Source organism: Thermococcus thioreducens, assembly GCF_002214545.1.
GTDB classification, from domain to species: domain Archaea; phylum Methanobacteriota_B; class Thermococci; order Thermococcales; family Thermococcaceae; genus Thermococcus; species Thermococcus thioreducens.
In genome coordinates this window covers 1,960,682-1,984,055 of the sequence record NZ_CP015105.1, presented here as the reverse complement: position 1 = coordinate 1,984,055, position 23,374 = coordinate 1,960,682, and the positions used below count along the sequence as shown (strand labels likewise).

At 54.0% G+C, this 23,374-nt stretch carries 30 protein-coding genes; 6 read left to right on the top strand and 24 right to left on the bottom strand.

From position 1 onward, the window contains the following. Positions 1–47 precede the first annotated feature (47 nt). From A3L14_RS11020 to A3L14_RS10950, 18 genes are all read right to left on the bottom strand, one after another. Positions 48–1,469, bottom strand: a complete 1,422-nt coding sequence (locus tag A3L14_RS11020; RefSeq protein ID WP_143597838.1) for a hypothetical protein — start codon at positions 1,467–1,469, stop codon at positions 48–50. Between the two features lie 7 nt (positions 1,470–1,476). Continuing rightward, a complete protein-coding gene (locus A3L14_RS11015) occupies positions 1,477–1,740 on the bottom strand; it encodes a hypothetical protein (RefSeq protein ID WP_055428428.1) in 264 nt (87 codons plus the stop codon). Further along, complete coding sequence (locus tag A3L14_RS11010; protein ID WP_055428429.1) at positions 1,733–2,020, bottom strand: hypothetical protein; 288 nt, start codon at positions 2,018–2,020, stop codon at positions 1,733–1,735. Before A3L14_RS11010 ends, A3L14_RS11015 begins: the two co-directional genes overlap by 8 nt. Next, positions 2,013–3,170: a hypothetical protein gene (locus A3L14_RS11005; protein WP_143597837.1), complete on the bottom strand. Its 1,158-nt coding sequence runs from the start codon at positions 3,168–3,170 to the stop codon at positions 2,013–2,015. The genes A3L14_RS11010 and A3L14_RS11005 overlap by 8 nt, the downstream gene beginning before the upstream one ends. 22 nt (positions 3,171–3,192) lie before the next feature. Beyond that, a complete protein-coding gene (locus A3L14_RS11000) occupies positions 3,193–4,446 on the bottom strand; it encodes a hypothetical protein (RefSeq protein ID WP_055428431.1) in 1,254 nt (417 codons plus the stop codon). Continuing rightward, on the bottom strand, positions 4,443–4,988 hold the full coding sequence (locus A3L14_RS10995) for an HTH domain-containing protein (protein ID WP_143597836.1): 546 nt from the start codon (positions 4,986–4,988) through the stop codon (positions 4,443–4,445). The genes A3L14_RS11000 and A3L14_RS10995 overlap by 4 nt, the downstream gene beginning before the upstream one ends. Positions 4,989–5,179: 191 nt before the next feature. Further along, entirely contained in the window at positions 5,180–6,097 is a 918-nt protein-coding gene (locus tag A3L14_RS10990; protein ID WP_143597835.1) for a hypothetical protein, read from the bottom strand. Then, positions 6,075–6,215, bottom strand: a complete 141-nt coding sequence (locus tag A3L14_RS11760; RefSeq protein ID WP_157628410.1) for a hypothetical protein — start codon at positions 6,213–6,215, stop codon at positions 6,075–6,077. Before A3L14_RS11760 ends, A3L14_RS10990 begins: the two co-directional genes overlap by 23 nt. A gap of 5 nt (positions 6,216–6,220) precedes the next feature. Next, positions 6,221–6,541 (bottom strand): hypothetical protein, encoded by a 321-nt coding sequence (locus A3L14_RS10985; protein WP_074631542.1) that lies wholly within the window; start codon positions 6,539–6,541, stop codon positions 6,221–6,223. Next, complete coding sequence (locus A3L14_RS12030; protein ID WP_257789383.1) at positions 6,534–6,662, bottom strand: hypothetical protein; 129 nt, start codon at positions 6,660–6,662, stop codon at positions 6,534–6,536. The genes A3L14_RS10985 and A3L14_RS12030 overlap by 8 nt, the downstream gene beginning before the upstream one ends. Before the next feature lie 4 nt (positions 6,663–6,666). Further along, positions 6,667–7,323, bottom strand: a complete 657-nt coding sequence (locus A3L14_RS10980) for a hypothetical protein (protein ID WP_055428435.1) — start codon at positions 7,321–7,323, stop codon at positions 6,667–6,669. 2 nt (positions 7,324–7,325) lie between these two features. Continuing rightward, positions 7,326–8,033: a hypothetical protein gene (locus A3L14_RS10975; RefSeq protein WP_055428436.1), complete on the bottom strand. Its 708-nt coding sequence runs from the start codon at positions 8,031–8,033 to the stop codon at positions 7,326–7,328. Next, positions 8,033–8,419 (bottom strand): hypothetical protein, encoded by a 387-nt coding sequence (locus tag A3L14_RS10970; protein WP_055428437.1) that lies wholly within the window; start codon positions 8,417–8,419, stop codon positions 8,033–8,035. Before A3L14_RS10970 ends, A3L14_RS10975 begins: the two co-directional genes overlap by 1 nt. A gap of 38 nt (positions 8,420–8,457) precedes the next feature. Then, positions 8,458–8,715: a hypothetical protein gene (locus A3L14_RS10965; protein WP_055428438.1), complete on the bottom strand. Its 258-nt coding sequence runs from the start codon at positions 8,713–8,715 to the stop codon at positions 8,458–8,460. 13 nt (positions 8,716–8,728) lie between these two features. Beyond that, on the bottom strand, positions 8,729–8,872 hold the full coding sequence (locus A3L14_RS11755) for a hypothetical protein (RefSeq protein WP_157628412.1): 144 nt from the start codon (positions 8,870–8,872) through the stop codon (positions 8,729–8,731). Beyond that, entirely contained in the window at positions 8,869–10,443 is a 1,575-nt protein-coding gene (locus A3L14_RS10960; RefSeq protein WP_055428439.1) for a S8 family peptidase, read from the bottom strand. The genes A3L14_RS11755 and A3L14_RS10960 overlap by 4 nt, the downstream gene beginning before the upstream one ends. 13 nt (positions 10,444–10,456) lie before the next feature. Further along, entirely contained in the window at positions 10,457–11,788 is a 1,332-nt protein-coding gene (locus A3L14_RS10955) for a hypothetical protein (RefSeq protein WP_055428440.1), read from the bottom strand. Positions 11,789–11,839: 51 nt separating this feature from the next. Beyond that, on the bottom strand, positions 11,840–13,288 hold the full coding sequence (locus tag A3L14_RS10950; RefSeq protein ID WP_394325653.1) for a LamG-like jellyroll fold domain-containing protein: 1,449 nt from the start codon (positions 13,286–13,288) through the stop codon (positions 11,840–11,842). Here A3L14_RS10950 and A3L14_RS10945 point away from each other — a divergent pair. Continuing rightward, complete coding sequence (locus A3L14_RS10945; RefSeq protein WP_055428442.1) at positions 13,206–13,709, top strand: hypothetical protein; 504 nt, start codon at positions 13,206–13,208, stop codon at positions 13,707–13,709. The genes A3L14_RS10950 and A3L14_RS10945 overlap by 83 nt on opposite strands. Positions 13,710–13,793: 84 nt before the next feature. Here the strand turns inward: A3L14_RS10945 and A3L14_RS10940 are convergent, their stop codons facing one another. Both A3L14_RS10940 and A3L14_RS10935 read right to left on the bottom strand, forming a co-directional pair. Continuing rightward, positions 13,794–14,003, bottom strand: coding sequence for a hypothetical protein (locus A3L14_RS10940; protein WP_055428443.1), 210 nt, complete (start codon positions 14,001–14,003; stop codon positions 13,794–13,796). A gap of 90 nt (positions 14,004–14,093) precedes the next feature. Next, on the bottom strand, positions 14,094–14,819 hold the full coding sequence (locus tag A3L14_RS10935) for an integrase (protein WP_143597833.1): 726 nt from the start codon (positions 14,817–14,819) through the stop codon (positions 14,094–14,096). A gap of 305 nt (positions 14,820–15,124) precedes the next feature. Here A3L14_RS10935 and A3L14_RS10930 point away from each other — a divergent pair, with 305 nt between their 5' ends. Beyond that, positions 15,125–15,565: a Tfx family DNA-binding protein gene (locus tag A3L14_RS10930; protein ID WP_055428445.1), complete on the top strand. Its 441-nt coding sequence runs from the start codon at positions 15,125–15,127 to the stop codon at positions 15,563–15,565. Here the strand turns inward: A3L14_RS10930 and A3L14_RS10925 are convergent. Together A3L14_RS10925 and A3L14_RS10920 are read right to left on the bottom strand one after the other, a co-directional pair. Continuing rightward, positions 15,530–16,204, bottom strand: coding sequence for a CidB/LrgB family autolysis modulator (locus tag A3L14_RS10925; RefSeq protein ID WP_055428446.1), 675 nt, complete (start codon positions 16,202–16,204; stop codon positions 15,530–15,532). The two genes, A3L14_RS10930 and A3L14_RS10925, sit on opposite strands and share 36 nt — an antisense overlap. Then, entirely contained in the window at positions 16,201–16,548 is a 348-nt protein-coding gene (locus A3L14_RS10920; RefSeq protein ID WP_074631540.1) for a CidA/LrgA family protein, read from the bottom strand. The genes A3L14_RS10925 and A3L14_RS10920 overlap by 4 nt, the downstream gene beginning before the upstream one ends. An 89-nt stretch (positions 16,549–16,637) precedes the next feature. Here A3L14_RS10920 and A3L14_RS10915 point away from each other — a divergent pair, with 89 nt between their 5' ends. After that, the gene (locus A3L14_RS10915; RefSeq protein WP_055428447.1) at positions 16,638–18,095 is read left to right on the top strand and encodes a DUF2139 domain-containing protein; all 1,458 of its coding nucleotides are present in this window, start codon (positions 16,638–16,640) and stop codon (positions 18,093–18,095) included. Positions 18,096–18,107: 12 nt separating this feature from the next. On the opposite strand, the gene A3L14_RS10910 is transcribed toward A3L14_RS10915, so the two are convergent. Continuing rightward, a complete protein-coding gene (locus A3L14_RS10910; protein WP_055428448.1) occupies positions 18,108–18,413 on the bottom strand; it encodes a DUF3213 domain-containing protein in 306 nt (101 codons plus the stop codon). A 10-nt stretch (positions 18,414–18,423) separates the two neighbouring features. Then, the gene (tes, locus tag A3L14_RS10905; RefSeq protein WP_055428449.1) at positions 18,424–20,196 is read right to left on the bottom strand and encodes a tetraether lipid synthase Tes; all 1,773 of its coding nucleotides are present in this window, start codon (positions 20,194–20,196) and stop codon (positions 18,424–18,426) included. A gap of 201 nt (positions 20,197–20,397) precedes the next feature. On the opposite strand from tes, the gene A3L14_RS10900 reads away from it, so the two are divergent. From A3L14_RS10900 to A3L14_RS10890, 3 genes are all read left to right on the top strand, one after another. Next, on the top strand, positions 20,398–20,757 hold the full coding sequence (locus A3L14_RS10900; protein WP_055428450.1) for a hypothetical protein: 360 nt from the start codon (positions 20,398–20,400) through the stop codon (positions 20,755–20,757). A 9-nt stretch (positions 20,758–20,766) separates the two neighbouring features. Then, a complete protein-coding gene (gene udg / locus A3L14_RS10895) occupies positions 20,767–21,354 on the top strand; it encodes a type-4 uracil-DNA glycosylase (protein WP_055428451.1) in 588 nt (195 codons plus the stop codon). 311 nt (positions 21,355–21,665) lie between these two features. Beyond that, positions 21,666–23,324, top strand: coding sequence for a Na+/H+ antiporter NhaC family protein (locus A3L14_RS10890; RefSeq protein WP_055428452.1), 1,659 nt, complete (start codon positions 21,666–21,668; stop codon positions 23,322–23,324). Positions 23,325–23,374 lie beyond the last annotated feature (50 nt).

Here is a 23,374-nt window from a genome sequence, read left to right as displayed (position 1 = left end):
TCTCAAAAAGAAGCACGATAAAGCGATAAAAACGGAAAAAAGAAGAATTAGCCGACGAATACTTTCACTATTCTCTCGTCCTTGTCCACTATAATAGCAGTTATTGGCACTTTCGTTGGGTCAAATCCTATCTCAAAGATGCTGAATGGGTCCGCAAACATTGCCAGAACTTGCGCTTGGAGCTGCACAATGCTCATAAGGTCTTTATCCGGCTGAATGCCCTTCACGGGTTTCAGGAATTCACCCTTTAGGAGATCGCAAGCAGCGTAAGTCCCCCACCTGTCAAGCCCCGCAACGAGCACGTCTGCGATTTTGATGTTGCCTTTCATGAGGCTTTCTTTGAACTCATCAACGTTTCTTATTGCGGGAATGATCATAATGACTCCGTAGCTTCCGCTCCATCTGTCGCCGTATTTGCTCACGAGGTACCACCTGTCGTTCTCCTTGACAAAGCGCACTGGAAGATCAGTCCTGTTGTTGAGCATTGCAGAATACTGGTTCGCTGCTGGCCCTCCTACGCTGTAAACTATCATCCCTATTTTCCCTGGATCAGAGACTTCTGTGTCAAGCATTGCATCCGCATTTAGGTTCTTTGATGGGAGTGTTGCCAGTTTTGCTCCGAGTCCGCCGAGGCCGGGGATAACGACATCTCCAGTCTTTTCTTTGATGATGTCTATCCACTTCTGCACGGCTATCCCGACTTTTGCCCCCGCGGCCACGTCGGTCCCTGCAGCATTCTCACCCACGACGATCATGGCTGTTGGGGTGCTGAGGTTAAGGGGCGGGATTTTTGGCTCTTCGTTCGTCTGGTTTTCTGAACCGGGGCCGAGCTCTGTTCCTGGAGGATAGCCAGGATTTGGATACACCTCTACCGTCCCGCTCACGGCGGTGATATGATGTAACACAAGCACGGCTTTTGACCCAAAAAGGCCGGTTTTAATATCTTTGAGCTCGAGGACGGTCTTCTCATAACCATTGCTGTCTGGAAGTTCTCCAGAAACGTCAATATTGTCTCCAACGCGCAGGGTGTATGTTTCTCCGTTGAAGTCGTTGTCGATTATGACTTTTCCTGTCAGGGGATCGATGAATTTCACTGTGAGGTCGTGCCAGCTTTCCATGAGGCCGAGCTCTTTGGTCTCGGGATTGTCCTGTGTTTGAAGGTTGGTTATAATCCAGATGTATTTTCCGTCGGAGTCCACGAAGCCGTTTTCTGTTGCGCTAACACCGTGCTGATAACCGGTTTCTGTGAAGTACACGGAGAAGGTCGCTTCCCACCCTTTGCCGTTCCAGTCGAATTCCCCTGTCCAGTTCACGATGGCCCCTGGAATCTCTTTGGTCCAGGGCTGTCCAGCCACGACCTGAAACGTTGCTACAGGCGTCACTTCGGCTTTCACTATCCCGGCCGGCACCATCGCGCCGGCAAGGAGAAAGATGAGAAAGGCGGCAATCTTCCTCATGGGCACCACCATCAATTTATTATAGTTCTGGAATTCCTTTTAGGGCTTTGGGTGTTTTTGCTTTCTTTTTGAGTGTTGGTTTTTCAGCCGTGACTTTGTAGCTCCTGATTTTGATTTTCTGGTCCTTTGCCAGCTGTCTGATGAGGTACTCGACCCTGTCAGCGTCGCCCTCGACGTTGATGGTGATCCAGTACCTTCCAGGGCCGTGGATCTTATCCTGGAAAATTTCATAGACCAGCCAGCCGCCCAAGAGGATGGAGATGATGAAGAACCACTCAAACATGGTCACCCCTCCTCAGCAGAGAGTATATCTCGTATCTGCGTTTCTCAGCTTCAAGTTCGACTTCGAGGAGCTTTTGATATAACTGAAGGTTTCCGCGGAGTTTGGGTGCGTTCAGCCAGGCCAGGAGTTTTGCCTTTAGCCCTCCTTCTCTCGCGATGTTGAGTCTCCTTTCAAGCTCTTTGATCCTGTCCTGTGAGTACTTCCATGGCCGGATGAAGAGGTCTGCAATGTACAGTAGAATTGCCCCGACGAAGGAAATAGCAAAGAGGCTCTCAAACATCTTTGCCAGCCTCCTCTTTGATTCTTTCCTTCAGCTCAAGCAGTTTCTTCTTGAGGTATTCAACTCTGTTTTCTTTCAGTAAGAAGCGCTTCCTCGCGAGCTTGGCGACCTGGTCGATGTCGAGCTGAAGGATGTCGCCCTTTGTGATTTCTGTCGAGCCGGTTATCTGCGGGATGATGGTTCTCAGAATCACGAGCAGGTTCGGGTCGTCAACTATTGTTTCGATCTTTGCCCTCAGCAGGTCCTTCTTGAGGTACTCGCTTAGGAGCTCTTCTTTCAGTTCTTTCGCCTTGAGGTCGATCTGGACGTCTGCGTATTTCTTGATTCTCTTGTAGCGTCTGTAGTAGATCGTGAGGCTCGCGAGGACTATTGGGAAGAGATAGGGCGTCCAGAGGATGTATTGCTCTTCGGCCTTTTCTCTTGCCGTCTCCCATGACCACTGTTCGGCCTTCAGTCGTTCGATTTCCTCTTCAAGCTCTCGGATTCTCTTGTTTCTCTCTTCGAGGGCCTGTTGGAGTATCTCTATCTGCTTTCTCAACTGCTCGTTTTCTGTCATTGTCATGTTGAGCTGTTGCTGGAGGTACTGGAGCTGTTTGGCCAGTTCGTCGCGCTCTTCTTTCAGCTGTTCGAGCTGCGCTGTGAGGTTGTCGATTATCTGCTGACACTCCTGGACGCTGTCGCATGTCAGGTTTTGGGGAACCACGACTGGAGTGAGGTTGATGGGTGTGAGGTTCACTGTCAGGTTCGCCGGGGTGGTGTTGGTCTGGTTCGTCTGGTTCGTGACGTTGGCAGCCGTCAGGTTCCCCTGCTCGGTCTCGTTTTGGGCCAGCTCGCTCTGGAGGAGCACGGTGTAGGTGTCGGGCCCGGTGATGATGACCCTGGCGGTGCGGTTCTGCGGGTTTTTCCATGTAGAGGTCATGGTGATGTTTGTATTGCCGAGCTCGATTGTATTCCAGTCTATGTTCTTCAGGAAGAGCCGTCCGGACGGCACTTCTGTGATGATTGCGTATACTTGCCCGCTGTTGATGTTGATGTCGAGGGTGATGTTGTAGAGCAGGGTATCGTTGTGATACACGAGAATTGGCTCGCCAAGGTGGATCTCTCGTTGCCATGTAAATGCAGCTACATAGGTATGAAGCACTATATTCATATATAATATAATGAGTAAGACGCTAATAATTCGCCTCCTCATTCTCCCACCTTTTGTACTCCTTGACGAAATGAATCGGGAGGAATTCTCCGGAGCGGGCTTTTCTCGACATGGGTGGCCTGACGAGGATTTTCTTCACCATATAGCCGTCATCGAAGAAGGCGAACTTCTTGTCCAGGCGTCTCAGTTCTGTGTAGTCAATCTTCAGCTTCTCGGCGACGTCGCGGTTCCTCATGCGCTTGATGAAGCGCTCCTGACACTGTGCCACTACAACGTCATCCAGGTCGTCAAATTCCTGACTATCAAATGTCCACAATAGTCCTTTTCCTCGCGAGATTCTCGAGTAGACCTGTAAGTTCTGCTTCATGCGTTCCTGGTATCTTGCGAGTGTGTCGATCATGTCTTTCTTCTTCTTTGGGGCTAATAGATGAGCATCTGCTACATAGAAGCTCAGAATATCTTCTTTCCGCTTGAGGTACTCCCACCTGTCATAGATAATGTTGAGAATGGCCATGGCCCACAGGTACCTTTCGAGGGGATCTCTGATGAATGTGAATGTGAAGACGCTTATCTCGTCTTTCTTTTTGAGAATCTCATCTATCTTGTGCTTGCCGTCGCTGTGAAGAACGCTTGCTATATACTCGAGCTTGAGGAGGGTGAAACTGCTGAAGTTTGCCTCTTTTCCAACTTCCTCAAAGACCTCCAGGAACTCGGATATAGAGCGCTCTTTCCTCTTTGGTCTGATCTCTTCGGTGTATTTCTTGTATGCCTTGTTGATGATGAGTCTCTCGATGGACCCACCTGGAAAAATCGCAAGGATGAGGTCCACCACGTCGGGCTCGGTGATCTTGAGCGACTTGTAGAACTTTGAGCGGATTCCCTCATCGTTCTTCATGAAAGCACGGTACTTCCGCGTCGCTGGCGAGTACACGATGGCCTTGAAGGGCCTCGGCTCAAGGTGGAAGTATTTGTTGAGAACCTCAAGCATGCCGTCGTCATCGTTCGGCAGGTTCATGAATGCCCTCTCGTTTTTAGCCTCTAGCGCAGGTTCTATCTCGACGATTTTCCGTCCGCGGAGGAAGTCCACCTCCATGAGAGTCTGCGCGAGGGTTGTTTTTCCCGCGTTGGTCTGTCCAGAAATATACCGGTGTACCATGTCGGCAGAGACATAGACGAAGTTTTTCCCGCGGGTGAGGCCCACGGCGTGGGTCCGTGGCTGGTCGATCTGGAATTCTTTGGGCTGGACGACGAAGCGGTCGAGATAAGCAGACATCATATCGCTCCCCTCGCTTTCAGCTCAGCCACGCTCTGCCAGAGAAGCCGAAACACCTCGTCCATCACGCCGGGCCGGAGGGAGTACCGGCCTTTTTCGTCTTTCTCCACGACTTTGAGCTTGTCGAGCTCTTGCAAAGCCTGGTGGACGGCCTGCGTTGAAATGCCAAACCTCTCGGCGAGCTCAGAGGGGCCGACCGGCTCAGTCTCGCCGTAGAGGGCCGCGATGATTTTCGTCCTCAGCGTTGCCCTCGCGCTCAGCATTCTTTCGAGCTTCCTCAGCGCCATCTCGGCGCTCTCGCCGACAAGAATCGCCTTGATGAGGAGCTCGTTCGCCTGCTTGTACTGCTCTATCGCTGAAAGTGCAATTTCGAGCTTTTTCTCCTTGTAGATGCCGGGGACCTTTTCCATCTCCTCCTCGAGCTGCGCCGCTTTTTCCATGAGAGAAAGGGCAAGGTCGAGATACTTGGCTTCGCCATCCTCGGCCGCTTCGGCCTTCAAACGCGAAATATATTCAAATCTACCCAAAGCTAACCCGTTCGCCACCTTTCCACCTCCTGTTTCGGAATGTGTGATTTTCCCGATACGCGTCCTTCAAGCCATCAAGTCACGTCTTGACTTGATCACCTCGCGGCCTTTTTCGGCCCACACGGGCCGGCTCCACGGGGACGAACCGCTTTCGGAACCCCTACTCGCGGCTCGATCCCCCTTATGGGCGAAATTGAAAAACGAAAGGATCACCAGGCCTCGCGGTCTTTCTTGATTGCCTCCAAAATCGCGGAGATTTCCTCCTTCTTGATCTTCCCGACCTCGCTGAAGAAGCCCTTGCCCATGATGTCGAGGATCTGCTTTGCCTTCTCGAAGCCTCTGTTGGAGAGCTCCTCGAAGAACTCCTGCGGGATCTGGCTGATTGTCTTGGCCAGCTCGTAGCCCCTGGCGGCGTACTCCTGGAGGATGCGGTTCTCTGCCTGGAGGTAGGCGATTTCCTTCTGCGCTCTCATGTATTTCTCCTCACCGAGGTCGATCGGCTCCCACACGTAGACGGGAATTGCCTCGCCTGTGATTGGATCGGTCTCGTAGTAGGTCGGTTGGCTTGGCTTCCTGGCGCTGATGATCCTCGTGTTGCCGTAGCCGTGGATGGAATCGTAGGGGATGAAGTATATCTCGCCGTTCCACTGCGGCGAGAGGAGGGACCTGTTTGGATAGACTCTCCAACCTAACTCCGTCTCGACGATGTGGGGCTTTATCCTCTTGTTCTTGATCTCGCGGTTCGTGAACGGAAGCTTGAGCCCAATGAGCGGCTTCTCCTTGACCCAAATCTCCGTCTCTGGCGAGGTCAGAGGGATGAGCCTCTTGCTCCTGGCCTTGGCTGACTCGACCCATGTCATCCTCATGAACTCGACGAAGGCAATCGAGCCCACCAGGACGTAGAAGCTGTAGCGGGGCGTGGCGAGGCTCTCGTGAATGGAGAGCAGGGTGTCGTAGAATCCTGGCGCGGCGTAGGCCACGAGGCCGAAGCCGAGCAGGCTGCCGATGAAGGTGATGGCCAACCTCCAGAACCTCTGCCTGTTCTCGTTCTTATTCTCGACCTTTGCCGCGAGCTCGGCGCGGATATCCTCGCGAATCTCAGGTTCAGGAGCGGGTTCCACGCTCATCACCTCTCTCAAGCTGTTTCAGCTCGCGGTTCACCCGCGCGAGCTCTTTCTGGATGTTCGTGAGCACTCTGTGCAGTATCTCCCGCTTCCGTTTGAGGTACACTTTCCGGCTGACCATCCTCCTCACCCCTGCGTGGCACCTACGAGGAAGACGACCATGGTCGGGACAATGTAGAAGCCCCACATGAGGCTGAAGATTGGGCTGAGGAGCATCGTGAGCAGTGGAGCGCCGACGATGAGGGCGAGGCCCCATGGAAGGAAGTCTATGTCGAAGACCTTCCATGCGACGATGGCAGTCACGAGGAGCAGGATTCCCGCGACTACTGGATAGAGGAACCACAGGAACACTGCACCCGGAGAGTTTGTGCTGTCCGGCGGCATCAGGATGAGGAATGGAACGAGGTACACTGCCGCGAGGATTGCTCCTGTCTTGAGGTCAACCATGCACGCCCCTCCTGTCTGCTACAAGGTCCTCGTAGATTCCCCACGCCAGGAGCAGGCCGAAGAGCACTCCAACCCCAAAGGCCATCTCCGGGCTCAGGTTCAGGAACTCCAGTCCAAACATTCTTTCACCCCCTCCTGACCAGATAGAGCGAGCCCACAACATGCCGAAACGTCACGTTCTCCACGGTAACATTCCCAAAGCCCTCAAAATCCTCAAAGCTCAGTATTCTCGTGCTGTTGTCGTCGAAGAGAATCCTGACCGAGCCGTTCTGGAGGATTGTGACGTTTTGCACATTGAGGTCCTGCGCGCTCGGCAGGTTGTAGGCGATGTACGCTTTCTTTGCGGGCCTCCAGCCATGACCAGGCCTCCAGCTGAAGTCCCACACGAAGAAGGCTCCAATCCAGCCGTCACCAACTGGCGCCTTCTTCCACCAGATGTCGTTATATTTGCTGTTCTCGACCGGAAAGGCGAATAGGCCGAAGTAGACTTTCCAAACCTGTACTTTCACGTCCACGTCGGTTGGCACGAGGTAGCTCCAGTAGAGTTTGCTCTCGTTGAGCTGGACGTAGTAGTCCGGGTTCCAGAAGTGTTCGCCTTCGATCCAGAACCCCTCGCCGACTTTGAGTGCTTTGTAGCCGTCAACTGGCATGACTTCGCGCTTGAAGAGGTCGAGGGCGTGGCTGGCCGTGCCCTTGAGGAGGTCTTTCAGCGACCAGGCGCCGACCGGCCCGGCCGCGAGGACGAGAATCAAAACTACAAGTGCGAGTGCTTTCTTTCCCATTTTCAATCCCTCCATTGCAGGTACGCGTATACAAGTATCAGGAGGGCTCCCACAGCGAGGAAGAGTGTTGAACTCTGCTCACTGCTTCCACCGTAAAGAGCGTGGCCGGTCACGTCGTCCAGCCATATCATGAACCCTGCTACAAAGCTCGTGACGGAGATGAACCCGCCGAGGATGAGTTTCATGAGCACGCCGAACGCCATGAGGCCGAGGCCCCACGTGGCGTGGTGGGCTCCTGCGATGCTGTACACAATGAAGACAATTGCCAGGGCCCCGAGGATTGCCAGCAGGGCCTCGCTGTCGTACTCGAAGCCAGTTCTCAGCCCCTCGATGAGCACGAAGAAGGCAGCAATTGCAAGGACGAGGATGAAGGAGTAGTCTATGTTCATTCGGATTGTATTGGGGGCGAGGTAGTAAAGGATTGTCGCAGCGAAGAGCCCTACTCCGGCGTAGAAAATCGCCCCTCGGAATGTCCCTTCGTCGAAGTCTGTCAACTGCATGAGCAGGGCAATACCGAGAAAAGTGCCTGCCACGTAGACGATGTGGTAGTAGTCTTTTGCCACGAATGCCGTGAGGGTGACGAGGACTGTTGCGCCGAGGATGTCCGCGCGGTGGGAGAGCATGAAGTATGCTCCGAGGGCCACTGCTACCGCGAGAGCGCTCACCATGATGCCCTGGTAGCTCGCTGTGGCGAGGGCTGTGGAGTACATCAGCTCCCACCTCCGATCTGGATGGCCTCTTTCACCGCACTAAGGTCACCGCTTGCTATTGGGCCGAGGAGGCCGAGGGCGTAGAGGATGATGAGCACGAGCACGAGGAAGACGATGGCTTTTCCCCAATTCCCGAAGACATAGCCGCCAAGGGTCGTCAGGAAGATGAAGAGGGCTGTCCAGAGCCTGATGCCGAGCCAATCCCCTATCATGATGATCGGCGTGGCAAGGAACTGGCCGCCGTTGGAGGAAAGGTCCCAAAAGAAGACGAGGCCCACTATCCCGAGCGTGATGAAGAAGGCTGCCTCACCGCTGGAATACCACATTGTAGCCAGCGCGAACGTGATGATGAATACGAGGAAGATGATCGCGAGCATTCCTGACATTTTTCTCACCACCTCTCAGGAAGGGGAAAAACGAAAGCTCAGATCCAGCCAAACTCATCTGCGAGCACCATCACCGTGGCGCTCGGGAACCAGTCAATCGGCGCTGGAAGGATGCCGTCGGCCGCGCCGACCGCGAGGGCTTTTACGTTGTCAGTTAGTGCATACGCTACAAAGGCATTCAGTGGGGCCTCGATGATGTCGCTGACTCCTGGAACGAAGTTCAGAGCGTCGATGACGTCAGCGATGATCGCAATCCCAAGACGGAGAGGAAGGGGCTTATCTTCAAGTCCCCACACGGACAAACACCTCCTAATCTTCTACATACTCATCAACAATTCTCAGCACGAGAGCGATTGCTATTGCGAGGCTCACGTTCTCAAGGAACTTCTGAAAGCCGACGAGGAACAGCGTAAAGAGGAGGATAAGGAGCAGGAAGATGATGAACTTCTTCATGGCATCAGCCTCCCGAGCCAGTCCCAAATGCTGTCTTTCGGCACCTGTGCTGTCACGGCAGCGTAGGCATCTACTATGCCGGCTCCTGACCACGTGGGCAAAGCGTTGATACCGTCGAGCGGATAGGCAGTCTTCTGGAGAATCATCTTGACGGTCTCTGGCGTCAGCGTGCCGTGCTCCTGTAGAATCAGCGCGACAACACCGCTGACGTGCGGGGTGGCCATGCTGGTTCCTGACATCGCTATAAGCTGGTTCGGTGTTCCCGCACGGGCGGCAACTATCTTAACGCCGGGCGCGCTGATGTCGGGCTTCACGTCGTAGATGTTCAGGCCGGGCCCTTTGCCTGAGAACTCTGCCACCTTCATGTCTCTATCCACAGCCGCGACGGTGATGGCACCGGTCGCGATGCCGGGACTGTCTATGACGACGAACTCGTTTCCAGCCGCGATGACGACCGGAATGTGCTCCTCTCTAATGAGCTGCTCCACCTTCTGGACCATCGGGTCTCTTGGACTTCCGAACGGGCTTCCGAGGCTCATTGAAACCACGAGGGGCTCGTCAGGATGCTTCTTGTGCCACTCGACGATGTAGTCAAGGCCCTGGAGAATCTGCGTCATCGTGCCTCCGCCGTCCTTGCCGAGCACTTTCACTGCCAAAACATTCGCTTCTGGAGCGACACCGCTCACGTAGACGATTTTCCCGTCCACGTTCGCCTTGACTGGCCGTCCGGCGGCAATGGAAGCGACGTGGGTTCCATGACCGTTCAAATCGTCGCTCGGTTCGTTGCTCACGAAGTTGGCCACGCCGACACAGGCGCCCTGGAGCATGACGTGGTTGCAATCCACGCCCGTGTCGACGACCGCTATTGTGACGCCCTTTCCGGTAATGCCCTTCTTGCTCCAGGCCAAATCCGCTTTTATCAGTTTGATGTTCCAATTCGCGTTTGCGACCTGCTCGGGAGTGATGTTGCCCTGGAGGAAGGCCGCGTTGACGTTCTCGACCGTCGCTGGACTGTTGGCGACGTAGAGGTTCGGCCAGACCTCGCGGATGTAGAAGCGGTAGTCAAAGTCGAAGGCCTTGGAATAGACGAGGTTCTTGATGAGGCTCGGGCGGGCCTCGATGGCTATCGCGTTGATGCCTTCATCGATATAGAGCACTTTCGCTCCAACTGCTTCCAGGGCCTCCTTGAGCCGGTCGTTTGGCTTCAGCCAGGTGATGATAATCCACTGGACGGGTTCGTCGTTCTGGACTTTCTGCTTGAAGGTGTTCAGCCATTCCAGGGCCATGTCAGTGAGGTTGGCCGAGGCCTCAATCGAGCCCGTGACCCAATTCCAAAACCTCTCGTCGACGTAAATCCCTGTATTCGTCCTCGTTAGCCCGGTGCTGTCGAAACGCCACTCCTTGAACTTGATTAGGATTTTATTCACGTAGTCGGAGAGAGTGAGGGAAGGGACATCAAACTTAACCTGCGTGGTCTCGTTCAGCTCTGGAAGGCTACTGTCAGCTACTGCAACGCTGAGCGTCGAAAAGAGTGCAATGAAGATAATGGAAATCGCTGGAAGGGGCCTCATTCAATCAGCCCCCTTAAGAGCTGCTGGACTCCTCGTCTTCAAGGCCGAGGAGGTTAGCCCAATCGAGGTTTGGCTTGAAGAACCCTCTTCCTTCTGGTTGTAAGACTGGATTGAATCCTCTGAAGTCTTCACTTGAAACGCTAAGCTCGTTCAGGTTTCTTTCTCTCAAGCTGTATGTGTTTGGAATTGTAATGTCACCAAGGCCAGTCCTGATCTCCCATAGCCCTCTTGCAAAGTACGCCCAATTTCCGACCCACTTTCCAAATACAGTGAGAACATTGTCGACGTTTACTTTCTTGTTGAAGATGTTACCACTGTAGACTTCCTCTTCACTACCAAAAAGACCCCACGCGTATGTGGTTCTCTTAATCACTTTGATATCTGTTCTTTCAACGTTTCCCATACCCTCTCTCCAGTGCTCTCTTCCTCTCAGTGGAATGATGTAATAGTCAACTGCTTTGATTCCAAGCTTTGCCAACCATGACTCGTCCCAAACAACATAAGCCTTGTACGTGTTGTAGTTCTTGAAAACCTTGTTTCTGAACGTGATTCTTCCGTCAGAGCTCCTTACTTCGAAATCACCAGTCAGATTGAAGCTGTCAAGGAGGTTCGCATCGCTTGAATAGATCATCAAGATGTACCTATCACTGTCATCATTGCTCTTTGTGAAGACTATCCAGTCATTAGCCCCATCATTTGTAACATCATACTGCCAAGTGAAGAAACCATCCCTGTCAGAGTCAGTTATTGTTTGTGTAGTCAGGTTTCCAAGGTCGAGTATTGCGCCAAGCTCGGAGAGCCCTCTTATGGTAAACTGCAGGTTTCCGATTTCGATAGTATCGCCATCCTTGACATCAGCCACGCTGACCCAATAGGGCCCACCGGCAATCCAGACGGAAAGCTCCATGGTGGCGTTATCTACTATTGTATTGGTAGTGCTGTTCTTGGCGAGGGCTTCGATTTTGAGGGTGTACTCTCCAGGAGTAACATTGCCAATTGAGATTGTTCCCGTCCATAGGCCCGGAGTGCTGGTGTTGGTGAGGGTGTAGATGTCGGCGTTGTTGTCACCATTCATGTCCAAAGCGTTTCCATACTCATCGACGAACTTCGCTGTTACCTCAAGCAGGTCGGCGTTCGTGTAGCTGCTAAGGGCAAATGGGTCTCCGGAGCTGGTTAGTATTGTAACGTTGAGGGTGGCGTTTGTTCCGGCTATCAGCTCAATTCCTGGATCGGTGATGGCATTCTCCCACGTCACGTTGGTAATGGTCGCTGCCCTCACTACGGCAAAGACGGAAAAGACCAAAACCAGGGCTACAAACAGCCCAAGGGGCTTTTTCCACCTCATTTCTCAATCACCTCATGCGCGTGAGTTTTTACGGTGGCGCAAACAACCAAGTCAGCCACCCCCGAAAAACATCGCCTTGATCTTCGCCATGAGCGAGCGGATCTTGTCGAGAATCGACTTCCACCAGGACGTTTCCTTGTTGTAGAATACTTTGATCTCCGCATGCCCGCTTACGAATGCATCAGCGGGCACCTTGACGACTATCTTGCCGTCTTCGAGCTTCTCGACCTGCAATGTTTCTCTTGAGCCGGTCAGGGCGACGGCTTCAACCACGTCGCTCTCGTCCTCGACGTCCTTGAGCGGGACGAGAACAGTGACATTGCTCACGTCGGCGTTGCTGTCAATCTTGATGACCCTCACGTACGTGTCGCTCTTGCCCTTTGCGGCGTTCTCGGCGAGCTTCTGCGCTGTCTGCCAGTCGAGGATGTTGCGGAAGTCTTCCAGCTTCGCCGGGAACTCCAGCTCTTCTTTTGAGATTGTCCAGATGCTCTTGATCCAGTGCATGCTGATTTCGCCGGGCTCAAGCGTGTCCGTGCGGATGAGATACAATGATGTCGAGTTCTGCGGCTGCCAGCTGACCATGTTGATGCCGTCCAGCTCGAACTGCGGGAACTGGAGCACGGAGAAGCCGAGCGCGGTGGGGTCGACAGAATAGATGACGTTCAGGCGGGCGGCGGTGGGGTTCGTGACCTTGAACTCTTTTTCATAGACGAACGTCTTCTTGTCCTCGTCGAGAAGGATTTCCTTCGAGAAGCCGCCTTGCTCGCGGACGGTCTCGAACTGGATCGGCAGGTTGAACTGGATTTTCTGCGCCTGATACCAGTAGTGCCCCTGGTAGTAGAAGTCTGCATTGGTGTAGTCGGACTTCAGGCGTGGGGCGCTGGTGATGCTCATGTTCACGGCGCTTTCCGGCACGGGCACGTAGCCCGAGGGGTTGCTCGTGCTGACCTCCAGGCCAGCATAGAAGGTCGCACGATCGCGAGTGAGGTCTATGAGCGGGCTGAAAATCTGGCGGAAGTTCGCGGGCTCGGAGAGCTTCTTGCGACCGGCGAGGTAGAGGAGCTTGATTTCGTCTTGGGTAAATACTCCGTCGATTTTCACTCGCACCTCATCATAGACGACTCTGCCAACGTTGTTGTTCTGGAATAACTCAAAAACTGTAAAGTCGTTGACTGGCACACCTATTTTCTCAACATCAAGTGCAACACTTGCATCAATATATACCTGTATCCTCGTCGTGTTTCTGACACCATCCATGATAAAATTCACAACAATGAAATGCCAATTTCCATCGTCGATTTGCGATTGAACAGGTATACTCCTCCAATTCCTTGCGACGTCAGTGTACCCTATTGAAAATTCACTTCCAGCAGGCCAATAAATCTTCACCACTCCATTCGCAGTTTTCAACTGCATTATGGATCTCAGGTCAGTTCTATCGAGAATCTTCAACCAGACTGCGAAGGATATCGAGCTTGTGTATGTTTCAGAAATCGCCACGTCAATTGTCGGAGATGTTAGCGCCGATGCGGTTGCTGATGTCCCTGTGAGTTCAATTGCGTTTCCTATCCTACCCACCACCAACGTGGCGCCTAAAGCATTCACGATACTCGCAGATGTAGCATTGCCTCTCAAAAAACATGGCGTCGTGTTCGTGCTTGCATCATACGCGTCCAGCCCGCAGAACAACGTCACGTCGCTGAAAGTGCTGTCCTCAGGCACGATGACCCACTTCGGCAAATCCAGAGTTGCAGCGCTCGCCGCTCCCGCTATGCTGGCGAGGAAAAGAGCCACTACCAAAACGCCGAGTGCTTTCTTCCGGATCACATCCACATCCCTCCGCGGAGGTTTTCAGCCGGGCCTCATCGCCGCGGGCGTGCCCGCCCTGCCGGCTCAGCCCTCCACCATGAACCTGAGTTGAGAGAACTGATTTGAGCTAACGCGGTTCCCTAATGAGTCATTACGCACCAGGGACTTAATATAACACCGTTTGCAAAAGAAAGGTTTAGAGGGCGATTTTCCGCCCCAATACGCGCTCCAAAAACTCAACAAAGCGCTCAGTTGGGTATCTTCTTCCATCAGGGCCACGGATAACATAGTTAGGGTCATCGCCGTATATCGACGCGTACCAGTCAAACTTTTTCCAGACCGTGACAAGGTTCAGGTTGTTCTTCCTCGCAATCGCCCGAATCGAGACAATCTTCACCCTCTCCACCCTCTCACCTCCCAAACAGCATTATCATAAAAACAAAGAGGGCGAGCATCAGGACAAAATCAAGGCCCGCGATAGCCTTCTCCACCCTGCTCATAGCTCACCCTCCAGCACCTTCTTCAACTCATCAACCACCCGAGAATACGCCTCGTCTGCAAGAACAGTTAGATTGAGATAATGCCTTTCGAGCACGGAGCGAGGAGCACGGCCTTGAATGAAGTCGATGACCTCAGCACTCACACCCCGTCTTGCGAGAAAAGTCGTGAACCACTTCCTTATCGTGGCTGCGGAGACTTTCTTATACTGCGGCCAGTCTTGAGCACTCTTATAGTTGACTTTCATCCTCGTGAGCTTCTTTGCCAGCTCAAGAGGCATGTAAGCCCAATACGCCTTCTTGTTGCCCCTATCAACAATCATGAGAGGATAGCGGGCAATTTTGTCATTCACGATGTAAAGATTATCGGGCTCGTAGGTGTTCATGAGCTCGACCACGTGTGTGAGCCTCAGTCCCGTGAAAACCAAGAGCTCAAAGAGTAGCTGCTTTTTGAACCCACGCTTTTTGACCTCCTCATAAGCCTCTTTGAGCTCCTGATCCGTGATATAAATCCTCTTAACGCCAACCTGCCTCGCCTTGATGAAGCGCTTTTTGATTATCATTGCAATGTCATAGTCGAGGTAATCTCTCTCCGCAAGGAATGTCAAAAAGACCCTCAGACCATTTGCTATGTTCCTCTTGTTGCCCTCCTTATCCAAGAATTTCTTTATGTCCGGGCCCGTCTTTATGGTGTAGCGGACAAAGAAGTAACTGAGCGCTTTCATGTAGTCTTTCCTTGTTTTTTCGCTCACTTTTCTTGAGATTGAGAGCCATTCCTCAAACTCGCCTTTATAGCGTGCCCACAGTTCGTTTAGCGTTTTACTCCCCTGTAGATCCGCAGGTCCCCGGTTCAAATCCGGGCCGCGGGACCACCAGAATTCTGCGGACTTTTCTGAGAGCTTTGAACCTGTGGGTTCCTCTTCGTTGGAGCTCTACCTCCTGCGCGCCTCCCGGGCGCTTCAGCGTTCTGGCCGGCATTTTGAGAAAAACTTTTTAATCTTCAGCACCGTGTTAAACTTTGGTGTTTAAAATGCCCTCGAAGAGCTTCCTCACCGAGCAGCAGATTAGGATCCTCCGTCTTCGGGCTAAGGGGCTGAAGCAGAGCGAGATAGCGGAGCTTCTCGGCACGAGCAGGGCCAACATAAGCATCCTTGAGAGACGGGCCCTTGAAAAGGTCGAGAAGGCCAGGAACACTCTCCTCATATGGGAGCAGATAAACTCGAAGATAAGCGTTGAGGTGCGGAAGGGGGAGGACATATTCTCAGTTCCCGAGAGGCTGTTCAAGAAGGCCGACGAGCTGAAGATCAAGGTCCCCTACAGCACGGCGGAGATAATAGCCTTTCTCGTGGAGCACGCGCCCATAGAGGATCGAATAGCCAAGAGGGACTTCACGCTCTTCCTTGACGCCCGGGACAGGCTCAGGATAAGCGAGTGCCTACTTGAGGAGTTCGATGAGGTGGGGAAGCAGTAGGGAAGTGAATACCCCGTTCAGGGCCATGGCCAGACCGCTGACAGCCCCGGCGAGTTCGTCCTCCAGGATTATCCTTGCGGTTCCGAGGCCGTGGGAGCTGACCCCAGTTGCGAGGCCCCTCGCTATTCTGTCCCTGACCCTGATGAGGCCCAGCAGCTCAGGTGCGAAGGCGTTGCCGAGGAGCCCGGTGAGTATCACGAGAACCGCGGTCAAGGCTGGAATGCCGCCTATCTTTTCGCTTATGCCGATCGCTATGGCGGTGGTAACGCTCTTGGGGGCTATGCTCAGGAGAACCTCCTCGCTCCCGCCAAGGAGTCTGGCGATGTAGAACGCGCTCAGGATTGCGACCGTCCCTCCGGCGGCTATTCCGAGCGCTATCTCCCCTGCGTAGGTCTTTATGGTTTCTCTGCCCTTGTAGACCGGGACGGCCAGGCTCACCACCGCCGGCCCGAGCAGGAACTTGAGTATAACTGCACTGTCCATGTAGCTCTCGTAGGGGATTCCGAATCCCTTGAGAACCGCCGCTATCGTGATTATGGACAGGAGAACCGGGTTGGTGTAGAAGGCCCTCCTTCTGGAGTGGAGCTCCGAGAACAGGTAGAAAATAATTAGGGTGAGCGTTATCCCGAGCGGGTTCATTCCACACCCCTCCGGAGGAACTCGACGGTCTTCGCCGTTACGACGAGCGTAACCAGGAAGCTCAGAACCAGGGCGACGAATATCGGAACGGCCTGGCTCTTTATTAGGCCGAGGTAGGCCACTATCCCCACGCCCGGAGGGATGAACATGACGCTCATGTTTCTGACCAACAGCTCTGCCTCCCCCTCCACCCACTCCAGTTTGATGAGACCCGTGAGCAGAGACCCCAGGAGAAAGAGCATCCCCAGGACGCTCCCGGGAACCGTCAGGTTGAGGATGTATGTTGCCAGCTCGCCCAGTGCGTAGAAGCCGAATATTATCGCCAGTCCGCGGTAGGCCTTCATGTCTCAACCTACGGCGGGGGGATATAAAAGCGTCCCGGCCAATGCGAAAGACCAATAAGCCATCACAGCGTAACACTACTGGTGATACCATGCTCCTCAGGGACTACAGGTTCCCCCCAAGGTACGGCCCGGAGTGGGGCAGCGGCGGCATATTCGGGCTGAAATACCACAACGGGACGCTTTACTTCACGCTGGCCTTCGAAGCCGAGGCGCACTTCATAGACGTGAAGAGCGGCGAGGAAAAGACCTACGACTTCACCCTTCTCGGCGGTGCCCCGACGAGCGGCGGCGACACCTACAACGCGGTCGAGACCGTTGACGAGTTCATATACTTCGGCGGCTGGGTTCACGCCCCTGCCGTCTACAGGGAAGACCGGAGGATACTCTTCCACAACAAGTACTCCCACGTCCACGTCTACGACACCGAGGAGGGAACGGTAAAGCTCCTCTGGAAGGATTCCATCCACCACGAGACCGACTGGGCAGGGGAGGTAAGCGATATACTCTACGACCCCTACAACGACAGGCTTCTTCTCGCGAGGGAAGACGGGCACGCGAACCTCGGTGTCTATGCCCTCGACAGGAGAACCGGGAAGGCTGAACCTTTGATTCACGAGCCTTCCCTCAAGGGAACGATAGTTCACGATGCGGCCTTCTTTGGGGTCGGGAGCAACTTTACCGCGGGGCTGAGGGAGATAAGGGCCCTCGACCTGATAACCGGAAAATGGGAGGCATTTAAACCCGGGGACAGCGTCGATGGAAGACCGTACATAAGGCCGGAATACGGACCGCTGGCGAGCGCCTACAACAGGGCCTTTGCCTTCGTCCGCGGGGGTATAATAGCGGGCAACCCCCTCATGGGCGAGGACTTCAGGTTCTTCCGCCTCTTCGAGTTTTACACCTTTTACGCCCCCTTCAGGGTGAACGCGATAAACGTCGGAGGAGGCATCCTAACCGCCTACAACGCCCACCACGACGTCCTCTACCGGCCGGATGGGAGTCTGACGTGGGCGACGACCAACACGATAACTGGGCCCAGCGTTCTTCTCTACATCGCACCGCCGATGGTAAAGATAGTGGGAGCCTTCGGGGCGAGGATTACGGGCATCGAAAAGGTGGACGGAAAGCTCCTTATTGCCACCAACACCACCCCGAACACCGGCTCAACCGAGGCGACGCCCTTTGATACGGGGAGCAGGGATGTGGTGGTTCTCGACGAGAAGATAATTCAGGAGAGGCCGCCGGCGGTGAGCTTCTCACTGCCCCTTGCACTGCCGGGAATGGCGAGGAAGCTGGGCGGTGGAACCTTCGGCGGAATCCCCCTCGACGGCTACCGCGAGCCAAGGATGGTTCTCTACCTGAGCAACGACAACAGGCTGACCGTCTATGAGTACGACCTCTCGCTTCCAGCGGGGGAAGCCGTTGCGGAAACCTTCGATGTCAAGGCGGGCAAGAACATCCTTGAGCTGGACTCTTTCAGCGGGATTGTGAGTTTCGAGCTGGAGAAAGAGGACATGAAAGGAAAAGCAAGAATAGAGCTCCGCTGAGCCTTTTCTTTTTTATGATTCCATGCTTCCCAGGATGTTGTTCCAGGAGTAGCTGGATTCCACGAGCTCCTTCACAGCTATGCGCTCCTCTCCGATTATCTCCGGTTCCAGCTCTTTCAGGGCCTCCAGGAGCTCCTCCCTGGGAAGTGCATCCTCATCGAATACCACGAAGCCGTTTTTGGCGTAGCCGTTGAGGAACGCCCTCCATATCCTTTCGTCCTTCAGGAGCTCGTACTGCTTTGCGGTGGCCTTCTCCCAGTCTATATTCCCGAACCTGAGGCTGAGCACCGTGAGCATCTTGTCCGGACTGACGCTCATCTCGACCACCTCACGCCTTTTCCATGACTCCAAGGTAGTCCTCGATGTCGACGTAGGTCTTCCTGTAGAGCTCGCTGTTCTTCATCCGCTCAACGAACTCCTTCGTTCTGATGTACTTGTCCTTCCGGTACTCCCAGTCAGGGTGCATGGCCTTCCACTCCTCCCAGGTGTAGCTGAACTGGGCCTGCACCTTGTCCCTGTAGAGCTCCGGGATCACGTTGAAGGTACAGAAGGGCACTATTCTTCCGTCCGGCATGGCGTAGTGGATGACGCAGCGCTCAACCCTCTCGACGTCGTAGTTGTACTCGTCCATGAAGTGCATCATTCCCAGGAAGAGGGAGTTTATGTGGAACTTTCCGAGGGCGTCGTAGTTGCCGTGGACAAAGGCGTTCTTTATGAGGTCGAGGACACCGAGCCCCTCGGGGGCGTACTTCTCGTCGTAGAAGCTCTTGAACTTCATGAATATCTCGGCGCCGAGCTTGAGTTTGTGGAGCTTGCCCATGCTCTTCCAGCCCTCTATCTCCTCCGCCTTGCTCTCTAGGTACTCAACGAAGCCTTCCACATCAAGGAACCTTCCAATCGGGACGACCCTCTTCTTCTCCCTGTCCAGGAAGACGTAGGTGGCGGCACCGCAACCGTAGTGGCTGGTCATGTAGTACTTACTGCCCGAGAACGCCTCAAAGAACCTGGCTATATGCCCCGCTATAGGAATCGGATACCAGTCCTCCCTGGCTATTGCCCCGTTAGTCTGCTCCTCTATCCTCTTTATCGCGCCCGGTATGGTTATTCTGAACCTCTGGCGCTCCTTCTTCGGAACCCTCCCTACGAGGGAAATCGGCTGGAAGTTTACACCGCGGACGATGTCGAGGTGGTTGAGGCCGAAGTTGATTATCGCGCCAAGCTCGTGGTCGTTGACGTTCCTTATCGTGGTCGGCACGAGGACTATGCCCGGCCCGCTGGCCTTCCTCACGTTCTCAAATATGAGCGGTATCTCCCAGTGGTTCTTCCAGTTGGTCTGGGGGGTCATTCCGTCGTAGCTGAGGTACAGCACGTTGACCCCTGCCTTGCGTATCTCTCTGACAAGCTCCGGCTCGAAGGCGAGCTTTATTCCGTCCGTGTTGAGCTGGACGTGGTCGTAGCCCTCCTCTTTGGCGATCCTGATTATTTCTATGAGGTCCTCGCGGAGGGTCGGCTCGCCTCCGGTGAGCTGAACGGCGTTGGCACCTATCGGGTGCTCCTTCTTGGCGTTCCTGAGCATCATCCTTATCTGCTCAAGGGTCGGCTCGTATATCGGCTGGCCCTCCTTGGCGTAGAAGAAGCAGTACCAGCAGCTCAGGTTGCAGCGGTTGGTGAGGACTATGTTGAGCAGGCTGGTGTGGGAGCGGTGCCTAGCGCAGAGGCCGCAGTCGAGGGGGCAGTTGACGCCCGAGGCGTCAACGTTGGCACTCATGAGTTTGAAATCGAACTTCCACCGCTGGAACCGATAGTACTGTTCAACATCCTCATAGTAGAGGTCGGTTATCATACCTTCCGGACAGCGCTTCGTTATCCACACCATACCGTCCTTCTCCCAGACGAGTGCCGGAACGACCCTTCTGGTTTCCGGACAGAGGGAGTACGTCCTGTGGGGCAGATGTCCACCGTAAGCCCTGCTGGCCTTCTTAAGCATCTCCTCGAACTCCTCCTCGCTGATCTCCGGAAACTCGACTATGTCCCTGATCCTCCTCGTTAGCTGGTCGAATTCCTTTTCGCCGCTGGGCACTTCACCAACGCTCTCTGCCATATCCATTCACCCCTCATTTCCACTCCTTTTGCTGGGTTTTATTTCGCTTTAGGATATAAAAACTTTTGCGTAAATATGAAGATTTTCCTGCATATCTATGCCCCATACTTGGGTAGAGAGCTGACATGCCATGGGGTGTGGGCTTCCGAGAGGAAAAAGGTAAGGTTAAAAACAGACCCTCAAACTTAGTGCGGTGGTGAGATGCCTGCGAGGGAAATGAGGATGGAAATGTTCCTCCGCGCCCTGCTGAGGAGGGACTTCACAAAGGCAAAGGCGCACCTGGAGAAGCTCCAGAAGATGGCCGGCTCCGATGAGTGGGGCAGGGGCTACGGGAAGGCAATAAACGGGTTCATGAGCGCCCTGAAGGACAACGACACGGATGCACTCATAGTCCAGCTGATAAACGAGCACGACCGGGAAAAGGCCGAGAAGCTCCTTGGGCACTTTGAATCCATCCTTGAACACGAGTTCAGGGACGAGTACGAGAAGGGCTACTATACGGCATGGGTCGAGTTCCTCAAAGCCTACCTGAGCCAGAAGACCCTCGCACTCGAGAGATGAGGTGTTTTCATGGGCAGGGAAGAGGCAATGAGAAAGCTTGAAGAGCGGATTAGGGCGTGCCAGAAGTGCCCGCTCGGCCAGCTCAGAACGAACGCCGTGCCCGGTTCGGGAAGCTACGATGCAAAAATCATGTTCGTTGGGGAGGCACCGGGGTACTGGGAGGATCAAAAGGGCCTTCCCTTCGTTGGGAGAGCCGGTAAAGTCCTCGATGAGCTTCTGGCTGAGATAGGCCTCACCAGGGACGAGGTCTACATCACCAACATCGTGAAGTGCCGTCCCCCGGAAAACCGCGACCCCACAGATGAGGAAATCAGGGCCTGCTCCCCCTACCTTGACAGACAGATTGACATCATCAGGCCGAAGGTCATAGTCCCGCTCGGCAGGCACTCGATGCGCTATATCCTTGAGAAGTTCGGCTTCGAAGCCGCGCCGATAAGCAAGATACACGGAAAAACTTTCGAGACACACACCCTTTTCGGGAGATTCGTCATAATGCCGATGTATCATCCGGCAGTGGCCCTATACCGTCCCCCTCTGAAGGAGGAGCTGAGGAAGGATTTCCAGAAACTGATGGAACTCATCGGCGGTTCTCCATGAAACTACCCCCACTTTTCAATTACTCTTCCAAGTAATCTATCCCTGCTTGGTGTTTTTCAAGCCCAAATGCCTCTGCTCTGAAGCTTTTTCTGGGAAAGATTTTTATGGGATTAGTGTGCACTATTGTACTTGAGAGTATTCATTAATGCAGGAGTACGCCAGTATTCACTAGGGCACAGGAAATTTGGTTCAAATGTATGGAAATGTCTAACAGAATTTTCAAAAATAATGTCATTATGGCAAAAGACATTCCGGAAGATTTATATTGAAACCCGAGGTTTCCCTGGTGAAATACCTTTGGAGGTGGGCAAATGTCAGATTTCGGAATACTGTCTCTGCTGCCGCCACTGGTGGCTATTATACTGGCGATATGGACGAAGAGGGTTGTCTTGGCGCTGTTTGCGGGTGTCTGGATTGGTGGGCTCATGGTTGCGGGCTGGAATCCAGTGACCGGAACCACTCAGAGCCTAGAGTGGATAGTGGGCAGCGTCACCGATGACTGGAACGCCAGGATACTCATCTTCGACTTCCTGATTGGAGCTGGTGTCGGTCTGATATACAAGTCCGGAGGAGTGCACGCACTCGCAAAGGCGCTCTCAAAGAAGGTAAAGACGAGCAGGGGTGCTTCTGTCTTAGGATGGCTTATGGGTGTGCTGGTGTTCTTCGACGATTACACAAACACGATAATAGTCGGCAACACCATGAGGCCAATAACCGACAGGACGAGGGTTTCGAGGGAGATGCTCGCCTACATAGATGACTCAACAGCTGCACCTGTGGCGGGCCTTGCCCTAATCTCAACGTGGATAGGCTACGAGCTGGCGATGATAGGAAAGGGATTCGATGCCGCGAAAGTGGCGTATAACTCCTACGATGCCTGGCTTTCAAGCGTCCCCTTCAGGTTCTACTCGATACTCGCGATTCTCCTGGTTCTGATAGTGGCCTACACCCACAGGCACTATGGGGCGATGCTCAAAGCGGAGATGCGTGCAAGGACGGAAGGAAAGGTTCTCCGCGATGGTGCGAAGCCGCTCATGACGACGGAGATAGACCTCGGAATGCCCAAGGAAGGCGGCAGCCTCTGGGATTTCGTGATACCCATCCTCGTGCTGGTCTTCGTCTCCATGATGGGCCTATGGTATACCGGGGCGGCGAACCTCGAAGCCTACAGCCAGGACCTCGGATGGTGGACCGAGCTTGAGAACCCATTTGGCGTGAACTTCCTCAACTACAGCTTCGTCGAGTCCTTCCGCGAGGCTGACGCTGCAACGGCTCTCCTCTGGGGAAGCTTTACAATGGTTCTCGTGGCGAGTATAATGCTCCTGGGAAGGAAGAAGATGAGCATTGAGGAGTGGGAGGACACCGTCGTCAGGGGAATGAAGCAGATGCTCTTTGCCAACACCATCCTTGTCCTTGCATGGAGCCTTGGTACGGCCGCAGATGCGGTCGGAACCGGCACCTACATCATCAACCTCGCAACGGGTTCTGGAGCTAACCTCGGCCCCTGGATGCCGCTCATAATGTTCCTCGCGGCGATGTTCGTTGCCTTCACGACCGGAACCAGCTGGGGAACCTTTGCCATAATGGTCCCGCTCGGAGTTCAGCTCAGCCTTGCCCTAACCAACGGCCACGTCAACGAGATAGTCTTTGCAACCATTGGAGCCACTTTTACCGGCTCGATATTCGGTGACCACTGCTCCCCGATCAGCGATACGACGATTATGAGTTCCATGTTCTCCGGAAGCGACCACATAGACCACGTAACAACGCAGATACCCTACGCCTTTACCGTTGCGTCGATAGGCGTCGTGCTCTATCTCCTCTTTGGTCTTGGAGTCAGGAGCTGGATCATACTCCTGCCCGCGGGAATAGTGCTTCTCATTGGAGCATGGTACGTCCTCAGCGAGTGGTACGGCAAGAGGTACGGCATACCGCACGGAAAGGTGCCAATCTACGTGGTTGAAGAGTGAGCTTTCCCCTTCCTTTTCTCGCCACTTTTAAAAGGCAAAGTCCCATCTTT

Excerpts from the sequence above, each read along its gene's own strand:
- A3L14_RS11020 (WP_143597838.1), bottom strand. The coding sequence starts at position 1,469 with ATGGTGGTGCCCATGAGGAAGATTGCCGCCTTTCTCATCTTTCTCCTT.
- A3L14_RS11015 (WP_055428428.1), bottom strand. The coding sequence starts at position 1,740 with ATGTTTGAGTGGTTCTTCATCATCTCCATCCTCTTGGGCGGCTGGCTG.
- A3L14_RS11010 (WP_055428429.1), bottom strand. The coding sequence starts at position 2,020 with ATGTTTGAGAGCCTCTTTGCTATTTCCTTCGTCGGGGCAATTCTACTG.
- A3L14_RS11005 (WP_143597837.1), bottom strand. The coding sequence starts at position 3,170 with ATGAATATAGTGCTTCATACCTATGTAGCTGCATTTACATGGCAACGA.
- A3L14_RS11000 (WP_055428431.1), bottom strand. The coding sequence starts at position 4,446 with ATGATGTCTGCTTATCTCGACCGCTTCGTCGTCCAGCCCAAAGAATTC.
- A3L14_RS10990 (WP_143597835.1), bottom strand. The coding sequence starts at position 6,097 with ATGAGCGTGGAACCCGCTCCTGAACCTGAGATTCGCGAGGATATCCGC.
- A3L14_RS11760 (WP_157628410.1), bottom strand. The coding sequence starts at position 6,215 with ATGGTCAGCCGGAAAGTGTACCTCAAACGGAAGCGGGAGATACTGCAC.
- A3L14_RS10985 (WP_074631542.1), bottom strand. The coding sequence starts at position 6,541 with ATGGTTGACCTCAAGACAGGAGCAATCCTCGCGGCAGTGTACCTCGTT.
- A3L14_RS12030 (WP_257789383.1), bottom strand. The coding sequence starts at position 6,662 with ATGTTTGGACTGGAGTTCCTGAACCTGAGCCCGGAGATGGCCTTTGGG.
- A3L14_RS10980 (WP_055428435.1), bottom strand. The coding sequence starts at position 7,323 with ATGGGAAAGAAAGCACTCGCACTTGTAGTTTTGATTCTCGTCCTCGCG.
- A3L14_RS10975 (WP_055428436.1), bottom strand. The coding sequence starts at position 8,033 with ATGTACTCCACAGCCCTCGCCACAGCGAGCTACCAGGGCATCATGGTG.
- A3L14_RS10970 (WP_055428437.1), bottom strand. The coding sequence starts at position 8,419 with ATGTCAGGAATGCTCGCGATCATCTTCCTCGTATTCATCATCACGTTC.
- A3L14_RS11755 (WP_157628412.1), bottom strand. The coding sequence starts at position 8,872 with ATGAAGAAGTTCATCATCTTCCTGCTCCTTATCCTCCTCTTTACGCTG.
- A3L14_RS10960 (WP_055428439.1), bottom strand. The coding sequence starts at position 10,443 with ATGAGGCCCCTTCCAGCGATTTCCATTATCTTCATTGCACTCTTTTCG.
- A3L14_RS10955 (WP_055428440.1), bottom strand. The coding sequence starts at position 11,788 with ATGAGGTGGAAAAAGCCCCTTGGGCTGTTTGTAGCCCTGGTTTTGGTC.
- A3L14_RS10945 (WP_055428442.1), top strand. The coding sequence starts at position 13,206 with ATGGATCTCAGGTCAGTTCTATCGAGAATCTTCAACCAGACTGCGAAG.
- A3L14_RS10935 (WP_143597833.1), bottom strand. The coding sequence starts at position 14,819 with ATGAAAGCGCTCAGTTACTTCTTTGTCCGCTACACCATAAAGACGGGC.
- A3L14_RS10930 (WP_055428445.1), top strand. The coding sequence starts at position 15,125 with ATGCCCTCGAAGAGCTTCCTCACCGAGCAGCAGATTAGGATCCTCCGT.
- A3L14_RS10925 (WP_055428446.1), bottom strand. The coding sequence starts at position 16,204 with ATGAACCCGCTCGGGATAACGCTCACCCTAATTATTTTCTACCTGTTC.
- A3L14_RS10920 (WP_074631540.1), bottom strand. The coding sequence starts at position 16,548 with ATGAAGGCCTACCGCGGACTGGCGATAATATTCGGCTTCTACGCACTG.
- A3L14_RS10915 (WP_055428447.1), top strand. The coding sequence starts at position 16,638 with ATGCTCCTCAGGGACTACAGGTTCCCCCCAAGGTACGGCCCGGAGTGG.
- A3L14_RS10910 (WP_055428448.1), bottom strand. The coding sequence starts at position 18,413 with ATGAGCGTCAGTCCGGACAAGATGCTCACGGTGCTCAGCCTCAGGTTC.
- tes (WP_055428449.1), bottom strand. The coding sequence starts at position 20,196 with ATGGCAGAGAGCGTTGGTGAAGTGCCCAGCGGCGAAAAGGAATTCGAC.
- A3L14_RS10900 (WP_055428450.1), top strand. The coding sequence starts at position 20,398 with ATGCCTGCGAGGGAAATGAGGATGGAAATGTTCCTCCGCGCCCTGCTG.
- udg (WP_055428451.1), top strand. The coding sequence starts at position 20,767 with ATGGGCAGGGAAGAGGCAATGAGAAAGCTTGAAGAGCGGATTAGGGCG.
- A3L14_RS10890 (WP_055428452.1), top strand. The coding sequence starts at position 21,666 with ATGTCAGATTTCGGAATACTGTCTCTGCTGCCGCCACTGGTGGCTATT.